Source organism: Pontibacter lucknowensis (genome assembly GCF_900156415.1).
Taxonomy (GTDB): domain Bacteria; phylum Bacteroidota; class Bacteroidia; order Cytophagales; family Hymenobacteraceae; genus Pontibacter; species Pontibacter lucknowensis.
The window spans coordinates 875925-891155 of sequence record NZ_FTNM01000001.1; the positions used below are offsets into that span (position 1 = coordinate 875925).

15 protein-coding genes are annotated in these 15231 nt (G+C 48.0%); 10 read left to right on the plus strand and 5 right to left on the minus strand.

The annotated features are described in order from the left end of the window. Positions 1-333 precede the first annotated feature (333 nt). From ruvX to BW972_RS03965, 4 genes are all read left to right on the plus strand, one after another. Entirely contained in the window at positions 334-750 is a 417-nt protein-coding gene (gene ruvX / locus BW972_RS03950) for a Holliday junction resolvase RuvX (protein ID WP_007653137.1), read from the plus strand. Next, on the plus strand, positions 747-1319 hold the full coding sequence (gene def / locus BW972_RS03955; protein WP_007653138.1) for a peptide deformylase: 573 nt from the start codon (positions 747-749) through the stop codon (positions 1317-1319). Before ruvX ends, def begins: the two co-directional genes overlap by 4 nt. A 207-nt stretch (positions 1320-1526) precedes the next feature. Beyond that, positions 1527-2315, plus strand: coding sequence for an alpha/beta fold hydrolase (locus BW972_RS03960; RefSeq protein WP_076421166.1), 789 nt, complete (start codon positions 1527-1529; stop codon positions 2313-2315). Between the two features lie 180 nt (positions 2316-2495). After that, complete coding sequence (locus tag BW972_RS03965; RefSeq protein WP_143731839.1) at positions 2496-2846, plus strand: hypothetical protein; 351 nt, start codon at positions 2496-2498, stop codon at positions 2844-2846. Positions 2847-2904: 58 nt separating this feature from the next. Here BW972_RS03965 and lepB read toward each other — a convergent pair whose 3' ends face one another. Together lepB and BW972_RS03975 are read right to left on the minus strand one after the other, a co-directional pair. Beyond that, complete coding sequence (gene lepB, locus BW972_RS03970) at positions 2905-3996, minus strand: signal peptidase I (RefSeq protein ID WP_076421479.1); 1092 nt, start codon at positions 3994-3996, stop codon at positions 2905-2907. A 159-nt stretch (positions 3997-4155) separates the two neighbouring features. Then, a complete protein-coding gene (locus BW972_RS03975; protein ID WP_076421170.1) occupies positions 4156-4584 on the minus strand; it encodes a DUF1810 domain-containing protein in 429 nt (142 codons plus the stop codon). 205 nt (positions 4585-4789) lie between these two features. Here BW972_RS03975 and BW972_RS03980 point away from each other — a divergent pair, with 205 nt between their 5' ends. The 3 genes from BW972_RS03980 (at position 4790) to BW972_RS03990 (ending at position 8204) form a co-directional block, all read left to right on the plus strand. Then, positions 4790-5803: a zinc dependent phospholipase C family protein gene (locus tag BW972_RS03980; RefSeq protein WP_076421172.1), complete on the plus strand. Its 1014-nt coding sequence runs from the start codon at positions 4790-4792 to the stop codon at positions 5801-5803. A gap of 122 nt (positions 5804-5925) precedes the next feature. Continuing rightward, entirely contained in the window at positions 5926-7494 is a 1569-nt protein-coding gene (locus BW972_RS03985; RefSeq protein WP_076421174.1) for a serine hydrolase, read from the plus strand. A 5-nt stretch (positions 7495-7499) separates the two neighbouring features. Then, positions 7500-8204 carry a hypothetical protein gene (locus BW972_RS03990; protein ID WP_143731842.1) on the plus strand — a complete coding sequence of 235 codons (705 nt, stop codon included), beginning with the start codon at positions 7500-7502 and terminating at the stop codon, positions 8202-8204. 1000 nt (positions 8205-9204) lie between these two features. On the opposite strand, the gene ettA is transcribed toward BW972_RS03990, so the two are convergent. Then, positions 9205-10875 carry an energy-dependent translational throttle protein EttA gene (gene ettA, locus BW972_RS03995; protein WP_076421179.1) on the minus strand — a complete coding sequence of 557 codons (1671 nt, stop codon included), beginning with the start codon at positions 10873-10875 and terminating at the stop codon, positions 9205-9207. Positions 10876-11241: 366 nt separating this feature from the next. Between ettA and BW972_RS04000 the strand changes: the two genes are divergently transcribed. The 3 genes from BW972_RS04000 to BW972_RS04010 all read left to right on the plus strand — a co-directional run bounded on the left by BW972_RS04000 (position 11242) and on the right by BW972_RS04010 (position 13857). Continuing rightward, entirely contained in the window at positions 11242-12555 is a 1314-nt protein-coding gene (locus tag BW972_RS04000) for a DUF349 domain-containing protein (protein ID WP_007652163.1), read from the plus strand. A gap of 279 nt (positions 12556-12834) precedes the next feature. Beyond that, entirely contained in the window at positions 12835-13056 is a 222-nt protein-coding gene (locus tag BW972_RS04005; protein WP_007652164.1) for a DUF2795 domain-containing protein, read from the plus strand. 72 nt (positions 13057-13128) lie between these two features. Continuing rightward, on the plus strand, positions 13129-13857 hold the full coding sequence (locus BW972_RS04010) for an ABC transporter ATP-binding protein (protein ID WP_007652165.1): 729 nt from the start codon (positions 13129-13131) through the stop codon (positions 13855-13857). Here the strand turns inward: BW972_RS04010 and BW972_RS04015 are convergent. Next, the gene (locus tag BW972_RS04015) at positions 13854-14546 is read right to left on the minus strand and encodes a 2-C-methyl-D-erythritol 4-phosphate cytidylyltransferase (RefSeq protein ID WP_007652166.1); all 693 of its coding nucleotides are present in this window, start codon (positions 14544-14546) and stop codon (positions 13854-13856) included. The genes BW972_RS04010 and BW972_RS04015 overlap by 4 nt on opposite strands. Before the next feature lie 32 nt (positions 14547-14578). Next, a complete protein-coding gene (locus tag BW972_RS04020) occupies positions 14579-15214 on the minus strand; it encodes a CatB-related O-acetyltransferase (protein ID WP_076421182.1) in 636 nt (211 codons plus the stop codon). Positions 15215-15231 lie beyond the last annotated feature (17 nt).

The window sequence follows — 15231 nt, forward strand, 5'->3', positions numbered from 1 at the left end:
GCTTTTTTGCAGCTTTACAGAGATAAATATTCAGGCTCTGCTATACAAGGCTCCTTTTTAAGTATACCTGCATACAGTACAGCTTGTTATTCTTTTAACAAAGCTTTGGTCGGGTTTTATTCCATTTTAGTATAAAAAGATCCGGGCAGGCTACCTTTTTCTGCTCACATGCCACGTACAGGACAGCAAGACGAGGTGAAGCGCAGCCCCTCCAACCGGATCGACCCCGCCAATCCTTTTTAATCCTGTAAATCCTGATTAAATCCCTTAACTTTGTATTTTTAAAGCGCAAATGCTCGATTAAGGCAGGCAAAAGACGTTACACAGGGCACTATGGCGAGAATTTTAGGTATAGATTACGGCAACAAGCGGGTGGGGCTGGCCGCAACAGACACACTCCAGATCATTGCTTCGCCACTCGAAACTATACATGCCAAAGATGTGCTGACTTACCTGAAAGCCTATACCCTGCGTGAGCCCGTGGAGGCCTTTGTCGTGGGCATGCCACGACGCCTGACCGGTGAAGCCACCGATGCAACGCCACATGTCATTGGCTTTGTACGTAAGCTCCAGAAGGAGTTTCCGGGTATACCGGTGCATACCGTTGACGAGCGCTTTACCTCGAGCATGGCTCAGAAAGCGATGCTGGCCGGCGGACTCAAGAAAAAGGACCGCCAGGACAAAGGAACCGTGGACCGGGTGAGCGCAGCCATTATTTTACAGTCGTATTTAGAAAGCAGAACAATATGATTTACCCTATTACCGCCTATGGCGACCCGGTGCTGAAGGAACCGGCGCAGGACATCCCGAGGGACTACGAAGGTCTGAATGAGCTGATTGAAGACATGTTCACCACCATGTACCATGCCCACGGCGTGGGCCTTGCTGCTCCGCAGATCAGCAAGGGCATACGCCTGTTTGTGATCGACTCTGAGCCCATGATGGACGAAGGCGACGAAGGCAAAGGTGTGAAAAAGGCATTTATCAACCCGGAGATCATTGAAGAAGATGGGGAGGAGTGGGGCTTTGAGGAAGGCTGCCTGAGCATACCCGGTGTGCGTGAGGTGGTATACCGCCCTGAGCGCATCGTTATCCGCTACTTTGACCAGGACTGGAATGAACACACCGATACCTACGACGGCATGACGGCTCGTGTGATCCAACATGAGTACGACCACATTGAGGGCATCCTGTTCACAGACCACCTTTCCGGACTGAAAAAGCGCCTGATCAAGAACAAGCTTACCAAAATATCCAAAGGAGAAGTGGATGCGGATTACCGCATGAAATTCCCGACAGCGGCAACAAAGAAACGCTAGACGCTATACCTGACACCTACCAAAGATCGCCTGCTCCATACCATTGTGGCAGGCGATTTACTTTGCTGCCACACATCCGCCACGCATATCATCAAAGGTTAAACTTCGGATTTTGTGCTGTACTCTCATCTGCCATGCCTACCTTAGTGGCACATCTATACAATTACCAACATTTTTCTTCAACTCACCTTCTAAACTCAAGATTTTATGAATGCGATCAAACGAAACAATGTGACGGTAACCGGAAAAGGAGAAAAGCCGATGCTGTTTGCTCATGGCTACGGCTGCGATCAGAACATGTGGCGTTATATTACTCCTGCTTTTCAGGATGATTACAAGATCATACTTTTCGATCACATAGGATTTGGTAACTCAGATGCCTCTACCTATTCGAAAGATCGCTACTCGTCGCTGCATGGTTATGCGACAGATGTGCTGGAGATATGCTATGAACTGGACCTGCAGGATGTCATCTTTGTAGGCCACTCGGTGAGTGCCATGATCGGAGTGCTGGCTGCCATCCAGGAGCCTGAGCGCTTCTCTAAGCTTGTGCTGGTAAGCCCCTCGCCAAGCTTTATCAATGACGGCGACTATTATGGCGGCTTTAACAGGGAGGATATTGAGGGCTTGCTCATGTCGCTGGACGGGGACTACTTGGGCTGGTCCAACACCATAGCCCCTGTTATTATGGGGAACGCTGAGCGTCCGGAGCTGGCCCGGGAGCTGGCACAGAGCTTCTGCAAAAGCAATCCCGAAATCGCCAATGACTTTGCCCATATCACCTTCTTGTCAGACCACCGAAGGGACCTGCCTCAGGTAAAGACAGACACCCTGATTTTGCAGTGCTCGGAGGACGCCATTGCTCCGCCGCCGGTTGGCGAATATACCCACCGGAGCATCGCTGGCAGCAAGATCACAATTTTAGAGGCGACAGGCCACTGCCCTAACCTGAGTGCGCCGGAAGAGACAATAAAGGCTATTAAGAATTTCTTATAAAAATACCGTACAAGTATTTATGCGGATACTGGTCAGTGGGCGCAAAGTCATTCGGTTACGAAGAAGCAGATATACATTTTAGTGGAATTGACAGACAGTGTAGAATATAAAGAATTAAAGAAGGCTAACGGAGATGTTTTCCTGGAGGTAAGAAGGATGCCTGATAATGGCTTTATAGCTATGAACTGGATCGGTATACAGTCTCTTGAAACTGTTGTGATGGGGGGTAACCTGGTTCTGTCGATGATGCGGCAGAAGTCGTCGCCAGGAATTCTGAACAGTAATCGGGAGCTAATAGGCCCCTGGGAAGCAGCAGTCAATTGGCTGGCCTTTAAGTGGGCCCCGCAGGCCAAAAGTCTGGGGCTGCGCTACTTTGCACATGTACTGTCTCCCGGTATCTATGGGCAGCGGTCATTTAAAGCATTGTTTCCTAACCTCAGGGAGGTGCTCGATGTAAAGTCATTTGATGCTGAGGAGGGGGCCGAAGAGTGGCTCCGCATGAAAGTCTCCATCAAAAAGACCAGCACATAGCCTGTCCAGGTATGCTGGCAGCCAATTGCCCAGCCGCTGTTAGCCCTAGCTGAGGTTATTATTCCACCCAGCTAAATAACCGACTCCAGCGAATTTTGTCCAACCCACCCGCTTCTTCATCCACCGAAAACCAGGTAAACAACGGTTTCCCGACAATGTGGTCTACCGGCACAAAGCCCCAGTAGCGGGAATCAAGGGAGTTGTGACGGTTGTCTCCCATCATAAAGTAATAGTTCTGCCGGAAGGTATAGCTTTTGGCTTCCTTACCGTCCAGGTATAGCCTGCCCTCCCGCACCTCAGCGTTTTTGTTCTGCTCGTATTCCAGGATGATCTTTTGGTAGATGGGTAGCGTTTCGGGTGTGATCGCTATTGAAATGCCTTGTTCTGGAATGTAAAGCGGACCGTAATTGTCACGGTTCCAGTTAAGGCCCTGCACCTGTGGAAAGATACCAGCCTCCGATTCACCGGGCACCATTTGTTGCAGCTCGATGCCCCGTATAAAGTGGAGCGAAGCCAGTTCCCGCGCCCTGGCAGGTGTAGTGTGCAGCAGGTAACCTCCCTGCACCGGGTATACGTCTGTGAGATTTCGCTCTCTGAAAAACTTCGGCTGCAGCACCTTGTCAGTGGCCATGAAGTAGCCGAACTGCATCTGCTCCGGGTTGTCGAGCGGCTTACCGTTGATGTATACCTGCCGGTCGCGGATTTCCAGCATGTCGCCGGCTATACCTACGCAGCGCTTCACGTAGTGCGTGCGCTGGTCCATAGGGTGCTCCGTTTCATCCGGAAAATTAAACACCACCGGGTCGTTATGCTTCACTTCCGAAAAGCCGGGTAACCGGAAAGACTTCAATTGCAAGGCATTAGAGTAAGCAGGTAGATCCGTACCCCAAATGGTCTGGTGAGTCAGTGGCACCTGCAATGGCGTCATGGGGGTGCGGGGGCCGTAGTGCAGTTTGCTCACAAACAAGCGATCGCCTACGAGCATCGATTTTTCCATGGAAGGCGTCGGGATAGCATAGGCCTCAAATGTGGCCCAGCGGAAAAACGAGGATACGACTACCGCAAACATCAGGGCATTTCCCCATTCACGCAGAGCACTTTTCTTAGCTGGCTTCACAGCCGGTTTTTTCTTCCAGAGTTTTAGCTGCATCATCAGAGCATAGTAGGTTTAGTATATTTTAACTGCAGCAAGGTTCAACAAATTATAATCCTTGCTGAAAAAAATCACGTGTCTGTACCCTGGTAAGGTATAGGGGTAGATAGTACCTGCCTGCACGGGCCTCCATTTAAGCTGGAAAAATCGCCAGCGTTACTTCAAAAGCTGCAGCGTCTTTTCATCCTCTTTGCCACTGTAATACTTGTCGAGCACAGCTTTGAAAACAGGATCAGCACCGGGTACTTTAGCAAACAGGGTCATACTGGAGCGCAGCTTCAGGTCATCGGGGCTCCCCAGGATTTGGTTGGCTGTTTTTCCCTCCAGCGCTAACATGGCTTTGGAAATCTCCACTAATCTTTGCCCCAGCACAGGATGCTGCAGGTATAGCCGGGCCTCTTCCAGGTCTTTAATGGCGTAGTATCGGGCAGTCTCGCTATACCCCAGCCCCTGCAATTGTGGGAAAATAAACCACATCCAGTGGCTGTGCTTGCGGCCATTTTTTATTTCAGTTAGAGCCTGCTCGTAACTGCTGGCCTGTGCATCCAGGAAGCGGGCAAGGCTTGGTATATTCTCTGTGCTCATGTGTTTCAAGTGTATGTCGGAACAAAAGAGTTTAAACGAAAAACTATAGGCTTCTGCATGTAAACCTTACATAATCGATATGCCTAATTTACGGATTTGCCGGCCAAACTCACTGTCATTGTATACCTGTTATTATTCCGCACTTCCGAGAAAGCCAGGGAGGCTTTTAACATACAAATTCCGCTATTTTCCGTACACCGCAGGTATGGCTTTCCGACAAATCGCTGTACTGCTCCTGCTTGCCTTCCTGCTGCCGCTCAGCGGGTATAGCTGGGGCTTTTTCGCGCACCAGCGCATCAACCGGCTGGCCGTCTATACCCTGCCGCCCGAAATGGTAGGCTTCTACAAAAAGCACATCCGCTACATCACAGAAAACGCCGTGAACCCAGACCGCCGCCGCTATGCTGTGGCTGGCGAGGCGCCCCGTCACTACATCGACCTGGATGTGTACGGCGACAGCGCCCTTTATAAAATTCCCCGCTACTGGCAACAGGCGGTGGAGCGCTATGGTGAAGATACACTCATGGCGCATGGTATCGTGCCCTGGCACATCAACCGCATGAAGTTTCAGCTCACGCAGGCTTTCAAAGACCGCGACCTGGATCGCATCCTGCGCCTCTCGGCCGATATGGGCCATTACATAGCCGATGCCTGCGTGCCGCTGCACACCACCCGCAACTACAACGGACAGTTCACAGGGCAGCGCGGTATACATGGCTTTTGGGAAAGCCGCCTCCCCGAGCTGCTCTCCGATAATTACGACTTCTTTGTGGGGCAGGCCAGGTATATCGAGCAACCACAGCTTAAGGCCTGGGAGATTGTCGCCAGCGCCCATTTGGCCCTTGACTCCGTTCTCGGTTTTGAGCGTGAACTCACCCTGGCTTTTGAGGAAGAGAAGAAGTATAGCTACGAAGTGCGTGGCAACCTAACCACGCGAGTGTATTCCAGAGAGTTTTCAGAGGCCTATCACCGCCGACTAAACGGGCAGGTGGAGCGGCAGATGCGTCTTGCCATCCATACTGTGGCCAGCTACTGGTTTACAGCCTGGGTAGACGCGGGTCAGCCTAACCTTCGTCAGCTAGCTCCCACCCTATCGGCAGAAGAACAGGAGCGCCTGCGCATGGAGCTGAAGGAGTATGAACAAGGCCCTCACCTTCCCCGTGAAGAAGGCGAGACCCTCCTCCATCGCAAGACGTGGATTTCAGGACGCAGAGAGTAGTTAGAAAGCTTCCCATCTACTGCTTATTTTCTTTATTGTCGTCTATACAACAACGGGCAGGCCATGTTATGCAAAAGGATGTAAAATTGCCTATCTTGCCTCTACAACCCACTTACTCACCTATGAACTCTATTGATACTTTCTTTAAGCGCCTTGTGCTGCTCCTTACACTGGCAACAGTGTGTAGCCTGCAGGCTTCAGCGCAGCAAAACACGGCCGCTACCCTCCAAAAGCTGGATGCTTATTACCAGAAGGCGCTGAAGGATTGGGATGTCCCGGGCATGGCCATCGCCATCGTGAAAAACGACTCTGTGATCTTTGCCAAGGGCTACGGCGTGCGCGACCACAAAACAGGCGGACAAGTGGATGCCAACACGGTTTTTGGCATCGCCTCCAATTCCAAAGCTTATACCTCCGCCGCCCTCGGCATATTGGTTGATGAAGGCAAACTCAACTGGGACGACAAAGTTACAAAGCACCTGCCCTGGCTGCAGCTCTATGACCCATACGTAACGCAGGAGCTCAACATCAAGGACCTGCTGAGCCACCGCGCCGGCTTCCGCACCTTCAGCGGAGATCTGCTCTGGTACAACACCACCTACAGCCGTCGCGAAATTCTGGAGCGTGCCCATCACCTCAAGCCCGCCTACAGCTTCCGCGACGGTTACGGCTACTCTAATCTCATGTTCATCGCCGCCGGCGAAGTGATAGAGGCCGTATCGGGACAAACGTGGGAAGACTTTATCAAGCAGCGCTTCTTTTCGCCACTGGGTATGAACCGCTCTTATACCTCTGTAAACGAACTGGCCGGCAAAGACAACATCGCCTCTCCGCACGGCTTCGACGAAAAGCGCAAGCCCTACCCTACAACCTTTACAGCCTGGGACAACTGGAACCCGGCGGCAGGGATTTTTACCAGCGTAAACCAGCAGGCCCAGTGGATGCGCCTGCAGCTCAACCGCGGCACTTACAATGGCCAAAAAATCTTCAGCGAAGATGCCAGCCGCATGATGTGGACTGCACACAATGCCATGCCAATATCCAAACAAGCCGAAGCCAATGTACCTTCCACACACTTTTCGGCCGCTGGCCTGGGCTGGATGATGAACGATTACGAAGGTCGCAAAATACTGGCCCATGGTGGAGGGCATGAAGGCATGAACAGCCGCACGGTGCTGGTACCTGAAGAGAACCTGGGCATCATCATCCTGACAAACAGCATGAGCAGTATTATGTCGCCATTGGCCAACTATACCCTCGATCAGTTCCTGGGAGTGCAGAACGGCCGCGACTGGAGCCAGTTCTCACTCGACAACATAGCCAAAGCCCGTAAAGCACAAGACGAAGCCGCCGCCAAAGCCCCAAAAGAAAAGCCGCGCAAGAGTAAACCGACCATGGATCTGGAAGCCTACGCGGGCACCTACAATAGTCCGTTGTATGGTGATGCTACCATTAAGGTACAGAACAAGCAATTAGTATTGGACCTGGCCCCTGCTCCTGCCTTAGGCGGCAAGCTCACGCACTGGCAACATGACATCTTTGACCTGGAGTGGAAGAACAACTTCGCGCTGCTCACGCCAACCAAAGTGCGTTTCATTGTAGGTCCGGATGGTAAGATTGCTGAAATGCGACTCGATGCAAATAACCCGGATTTCCACTTCAGTGAACTTGAATTCAAGAAAGTTAAATGAGCTGTATGACGAATAGATCGAGACTAATCATTCAGTATACTCCACTTTTAATTATATTATTTTTAATTTTTATAAAGATTACAAATTATCATAGTTATCATAAACTCTCGGATGAGGATGGTGTTTTTGAGTATTTTACAACTATTTCTTTTGCAACATCTGCATATATTAGTTTTAAAATCGCACAAATCATAGAAAATAAAAGCCATAAATTACGACTCGTTTTTAGCTTATTATCTATAGTTTTTTTAATAATAGCATTAGAGGAAATTAGTTGGGGACAACGTATTTTCAACTTAGAAACACCCGATAATATGAAGGCTATTAATGTTCAAGATGAGTTAAATTTACATAACATACGCTTATTCCATTCAATAACTATGGACATTTATATCTTAATCGGAATAAGTGGGATGATGGGCTGGTGGATAAACAAAAAGTTCAAAATACTTAATCCAATCTTAGTTCCTATCAAGGAACTAAGATTTTATTTCTTACCCATAATGATGTCAGCATTTTATTTTGAATACGGAATCATTATAATGGAAACATACTTAAACATTTCGACTGAAAAATACTTATACTTTGTTGAAAGAATTGATAACGAACCATGTGAAATGATCATGTCATATGGATTTCTTTTGTTTACCTTTTCAGTTTATAAGAAAATTAATACGTCTAATTTATCTATTGTACCTTCGAGTCAATAAGAGCATAATATTAGAGTTAAACTAAAACAGCGGGGCCATACTTGATCTCAGGTATGGCCCCGCTGCTTTTAAGATACTGCTCTTAGTAAGCTACAATAACAGAAACAATGCTCGCAACCGCAAAATAGCCTGCTATGACAATGTATGCGAGCGCATCTTCATCAAAGTAAAGTTTTTTCATGAGTGACAACCTTTTAAACGTTAGAAATGCTTTAAAATACCTTCGGCCGTCTTAGTATGCTTTACGTGTTTATGCAGGCAATTGTTGTACTATATTAAATACATTTATAATTATTTATATATTAATATAGGTATGTATATATGTTGCTTAAGCCCAGACAATTACTGAGAGCTTATATATTCTTATCGTTGTAACGTAATCGCTCGTTTACTGGACGTCTAATTCAAATTAAGTATCCGTTTTAATGCAACAAGGGCGGTGCTCGACAGCACCGCCCTTGTTGTAGAATATGTTCTTAAGCTAAACTATGCTACTACTACTAGTAAACTACTAATTGCACCACCGAGCACAAAGTAAGCAGCAACAATCAGATTAGCTTTTGATTCGTTAAGAGTAAATTTTTTCATGTCAATAGAATGTTTTAAGGTTTAGGTTAGACTTTATTATTGTAAGCATAAAAAAATTCACTTCTAGTTAAATATAGCCATATTTTCTCCAGAAGACATTGCAAATAAATATTAAATAATTATTATATACAAACAATTGTATACTAATTCTATTTATTAGAACAATATCTACACCCTGCCACTACTTAACCTCCTATCCATAATACAACTAACTAATAGTCAAACGAATACAAAAAGGCAATAAACCATAAGAATAATGAAATTAAAATTTTTATTAAAAATTTTATGGAAAAAATCTTAATCCAGGTCGTTACCTCTACTGATAAGCAGATAAAAGCAAAATCCCCTGACAACTAAACGGTTGCCAGGGGATTCCATTGACATAGAGAACTTCAGCACACAATCGTGCAATCTATACCAGCTTTTTATAACGTATACGCTTTGGCTCAGTATCACCCAGGCGCTTCTTCTTGTTCTCCTCGTAATCTGTGTAGTTACCTTCAAACCAATATACCTGTGAGTCACCTTCGAAAGCCAGGATGTGAGTACAGATGCGGTCCAGGAACCAACGGTCGTGCGAAATGATCACGGCACAGCCTGCAAAGTTTTCCAGTGCATCTTCCAGGGCGCGGATAGCATTTACATCCAGGTCGTTGGTCGGTTCGTCAAGCAGCAGCAAGTTGCCGCCTTCTTTCAGCGTCATAGCCAGGTGCACGCGGTTACGCTCACCACCCGACAGCTTCTCCACTTTCTTTTCCTGGTCGCCCCCCGAGAAGTTAAACTTGCTTACATAAGCACGTGAGTTTACCTGACGGCCAGCCATCATCATGTGCTCTGTTCCGCCTGAAATCACTTCAAACACTGACTTACTCGGATCAAGGTTCGCGTGCTCCTGGTCTACATAAGAAATTTGTACTGTAGAGCCAACAGTAAAATCACCTGCATCTGGTTTCTCCTGACCAGTAATCAACTTGAACAAGGTAGTCTTGCCTGCACCGTTCGGACCAATGATACCCACAATGCCACCCTGCGGCAAAGAGAAGTTCAGGTTCTCGAACAACAGCTTATCGCCATAGGCCTTGCTGATGTTGTGCGCCTCAATAACTTGTGCTCCCAAACGAGGACCATCCGGTATAAAGAGCTCCAGTTTTTCTTCTTTCTTAGAAGCTTCTTCGCTGGCTAACTTGTCGTATTGGCTGATACGAGCCTTTGATTTAGCATGACGGGCTTTTGGAGCCATACGCACCCACTCCAACTCGCGCTGGAGAGTCTTCTGGCGCTTACTTTCCGACTTTTCTTCTTTCGCCAGACGAGCGGCTTTCTGCTCCAGCCAGCTGCTGTAGTTGCCTTTCCACGGAATGCCTTCTCCACGGTCCAGCTCCAGAATCCAGCCGGCCACGTTGTCAAGGAAGTAACGGTCGTGGGTAACAGCGATTACAGTGCCTTTGTAGTGCTGCAAGTGCTGCTCCAACCAATCCACAGATTCAGCATCCAGGTGGTTGGTAGGTTCGTCCAGCAACAGCACGTCCGGCTCCTGCAGCAACAGGCGGCAAAGGGCCACGCGACGCTTCTCACCACCCGACAGGTTTCCGATCACGGCATCCTCTGGCGGTGTGCGCAGGGCATCCATGGCGCGCTCCAGGCGGTTGTCCAGTTCCCAGGCGTTGAGTTGGTCCAGGCGCTCCTGCACCTCTCCCTGACGCTCGATGAGTTTGTTCATCTCATCATCGGTCATCTCCTCGGCGAACTTCATGTTGATCTCGTCGAACTCTTTCAGCAGGCCAACCACTTCGCTTACGCCTTCTTCTACCACTTGGCGTACGGTTTTGGTCGGGTCTAGCTGAGGCTCCTGCTCCAGGTAGCCCACTGTATAGCCCGGCGACCACACTACTTCACCGCGTATCTCCTTGTCCACGCCGGCGATCACCTTGAGCAAGCTTGACTTACCGGAACCGTTCAGACCCAGCACGCCAATCTTGGCACCGTAAAAAAAGGAGAGGTAAATATTTTTGAGTACTTGTTTCTGTGGCGGGTAGATCTTACTGACCCCGGCCATGGAGAAAATAATGGTTTCGTTGCTCATTTTACTGTATATCAGTTTAGTACTGCCCGCAGACAGTAAATTAGTTTAGAAGAAAAGCGGCGTTTACAGCGCCTGGTCCGGCAAAAGTGCCCGGATAAGTCATTATTTACGCCGACAAACACAAATATCGTAAAAATTCATGTGTTTATGGTTCACAAAAGTGCTTTGAAATCACTAAACTTGTAGAAAAACTGTATGGGAGAAGTCCGCACAGACTTATCGTAGCACCTAATCAGGTCATTGCCAAAAGACTTATGCTGCTAAAGAGCAGACTGTCAACGCTTCAACCTGACATGCGTATGCTAAGGTTAGTCTAAATTTTGGACCCTTTGCCCTTTTATGTTCCGATTCTAACCCGATCCTTAAATGGAAAACAACGACCTATTGGAAGAAGCCAAAAAATACGGCTTTATTCAGGACCAGCAAGTATGGCTGAAAGCTTTTATGACCTACCCCGACCGGAAAGTAGGCGAAGTGAAAGAATCAGAAGAAGACTCGCTGGTTTATTTTGCCAAGCGCTTTCACATGTTTAGCGATAAAGTAAACGCCTTGCTTGAGCGCATTGCAACTTCCGAAAACAAAGGCTCTTTCCTGATGAAAGTACTGCACATGAAAGACCAGGTAGGCAACTATGACGCTTTAGGTGACTTTGAGGCTATTTATCATACCCTGAGCAAAGCTGAGGAGGAGATAAATGAAACCATCAAGCAGAACCGGGAGAAGAACCTAAGCATCAAGATCGGACTCATACAGGAAGCAGAGGCGCTGCAGGATAGCGTGGAGTGGAAAGAAACTTCTGACAAGATGAAGGACCTCCGTGCCACCTGGATCAAAACCGGCCCTGTAGAGAAAGAACTTACCGACGAAATCGAAGAACGCTTTAAAACTGCTTTGGAGGCTTTCTTTGAGCGCAAGAAGTCTTTCTTCAATGATAAGAAACAAATGCAGAACCGCACGTATGACAGGTATAGAGACCTGATCGCCAAATCGGTAGCACTGCAAAACTCTGAAGAATGGGAAGCAACCACAGCCAAGCTGAAAGATCTGCAGACGCAATGGAAGCAGATTGGAGGATCGCTGCCGCGTGCCACCACCAACAAGCTATGGACTGAGTTCAGAAAAGCGCACAACCACTTCTTTGAGCGCCTGAAAGTAAAAATCACGAACGAGAAGGCCGACTCGAAAGAAAAATACTACGACACTAACCTGGAGCGAAAGCAGGAGTTGGTAAGCCAGGCCGAGCAATTGCTGCAGCAAAACAGCCTCAATGATGCCGTGAGACGCGCTAAAGAACTGCAGGCGGAATGGAAAAAAGTAGGTCCTGTTCGTCCTGATGTTTCAGATGCCATCTGGGAGCGTTTCATCAAAGCCTGCGACCGCGTGTTTGAAATGAGTAGCCTGGAGCACTACATTCGTAAGCGCCAGCAGAACGCCAACGAAACCTATAGTCACGAAGAGGGGCTGCACGCCCGTATCAACGCCCTGCGCGACTTCATCAAGTCTGACCGTCAGGAGCTGGAAGTGCTAGAGACGAACCTGGGTAAACTGAGCGAAGCACCAAGCAATGACTCGTTCCGTAACATGCTTCTGGGCAAGATTCGCAACTTCAACCGTAAGATCAAGACGAAGCAGGCCCTGATCGAGATGTTCCAGGAGCAGCTCAGCACAATCAATAAATAGAAAAATTCAGATTTACCTATATTTTTTGAGGAAGCGCCTGTTGCGAATGCGGCAGGCGCTTTTTATATTTACATACAGCCCAATCAGGGCAAATTGCAGCGAAAAAGCGGGGTCAAAAAAATTTGACTCAAAATGAACATTTACAGTGTATTTGCGTTGTTTTGGTAAAAACAATCACAAAAAGCAATAAATATTTCAAAAAAATTTTAGTTTGTGAATTAATTCATACTTTTGCGAACTATTTTTTTCAACGCCATTTAGATTAAGGAGACACATACTATGTATTGGACACTGGAATTAGCATCATACCTGGAGGACGCACCTTGGCCAGCCACTAAGGACGAGCTGATCGATTACTCTATCCGCTCAGGCGCCCCTATGGAGGTAGTAGAAAACCTGCAGGCACTCGAAGATGACGGACAGCCTTACGAGAACATCGAGGAGATCTGGCCTGACTATCCTACCAAGGAAGACTTCATGTTCAACGAAGACGAGTACTAATTCATGATTAATTAGATAATGGATAATGAGTAATTGACTTTATATTATTCATTCTTCACTATTCATTACTCATTGAAAAACATCGTTGAAGTAAAAAATCTGGTTGCGGGTTATGAGCATCGAACTCTGATCCGCAACCTTTCTTTTTCTGTGCCTTCGCAGGCATTTGTAGCTATCGTTGGTCACAATGGAGCAGGCAAAACTACCCTTTTCAGAGCTTTTCAGCAAAAGATACCTTACCAGGGGCAGCTCCTGCTGCACGGCCAAGACTTGCAAAACACCAAAGACGTAGCGGCATCCGGCCTTCTCTCTTACCTTCCCCAAAAAAACATCGTCTCTTTCTCGATCAGCGTGCTTGATCTGGTTGTGATGGGCCTTTTCAGGAGAAAGAGCTTTTTTGAGAATTATACCGCACAGGATTATGCTTTGGCCCGCGCTACACTAGCGCAACTGGAACTGACACACCTGCAGGAGCAAGACTTTACTACGCTTTCGGGAGGTGAGCAGCAAATGGTGTGGTTGGCGCAGCTGATGCTACAGGACGCCGAAGTGGTGTTACTCGATGAGCCCACCCAGCAGCTGGATGTTTACTATAAGAAACAGGTATTTCAGCTTTTGCAGCAATGGGTACAGCAAAAAGGCAAAACGGTGTTCTGCATAACACATGACCTCTACAACCTGCTGCCCATGCAAGGTTATCTCCTTAACCTGTCTAAGCCCGATCCCACACTGGAACTGCTTTCACTTAAAACAGTACAGCAGAACCAGGAATTTCTGGAAGCGCAGCGCATTGTTCGCTAGGATGCCGGATCGAACTGCTTCACGAGCACTTCAGCCAACAGCAGGTCTTCAGGCGTCGTAATCTTGATATTACTATAGCTACCTTCTACCAGCGCTATACCTGCGCCCAGCTGCTCTACCACTGAGGCATCGTCGGTGAAGTGCTCCGACTCTGGCTGCTCATAGGCAGCTCTCAACAAACTTGCCTTAAAGCACTGGGGTGTCTGCACAAGCTTATACCTGGTGCGGGGCACAGCCTGGCTTCCGCCCTCAGTCAGCTCCCGGATAGAGTCTTTCGGAGACACAGCCACAACAGCAGCTCCCGCCTCAGCTGCGCTTTCAAAGGCTGCTTTAATTGTGGCATAGCTTACAAATGGCCGCACACCATCATGCACTGCTACCAGCGCCTCGCCATGTACTGTTGCCAAACCACTTTTCACAGAGCCAAAGCGCGTCTTGCCCCCCGGCACCGCCATATGAAAAACAGGAAACTTATGCTGTTTGCAAAGGTTTCGCCATACCTGCAGCTGGTCCTCGGGCAGCACCACGACGATGCGAATGTCGGCATTATAGGTATGGAACCGTTCAATCGTGTGCATGAGGATCGGCCTGCCGGCAAGCTCGATAAACTGCTTCGGCAGACTGTGCTGCATGCGACTGCCCGTGCCACCGGCTACTATAATGGCGTATTGTTGCAAAGCTTTTTCCATAGAATAAGTTTATGTGCTGTACAAGCCTGTTTTTACTTGCAGTTGGCCAACCGGGCTATATCTGCAGCTTTGATAAAAGGTAGGTTCCGAGTAATCTTTTCGACACTCCAGTCCCACCAGGCTGTCTGGAGCAATTGTGCTATCTCACTTTCTACAAAACGCATCTTCACAACTTGTGCCGGGTTCCCCGCTACAATAGCGTAATCCGGCACATCTTTGGTCACCACCGCCTTGGTTGCGACAATCGCTCCATTCCCAATCTTCACACCAGGCATGATCACGGCCTCATAGCCAATCCAGACATCGTTCCCTATCACCGTGTCACCTTTGTATGGATATTCTGACGCGTCTGTTCCACCTTTCCTCTCCCAGCCATTTGCAAAAATTTCAAAAGGGTATGTAGAGATGGGCTTGGTTTCATGATTGCCACCATTCATGATAAATTTCGCACCAGAGGCAATGGCGCAGAACTTTCCGATGCGCAGCTTATCACCTATAAAATCGAAGTGATACAGCACATTCTTCTCGAAGTTATGTGGGTTATCCATATCATGGTAGTAAGTATAGTCCCCTACTATGATATTAGGACTCTGGATGATGTTCTTCAGAAAAACCAGATTTTGGTGATGCGGAAGAGGGTATGTGTTACTGGGGTCCGGAGCAGGCATACTTTCGATTTAGTTGC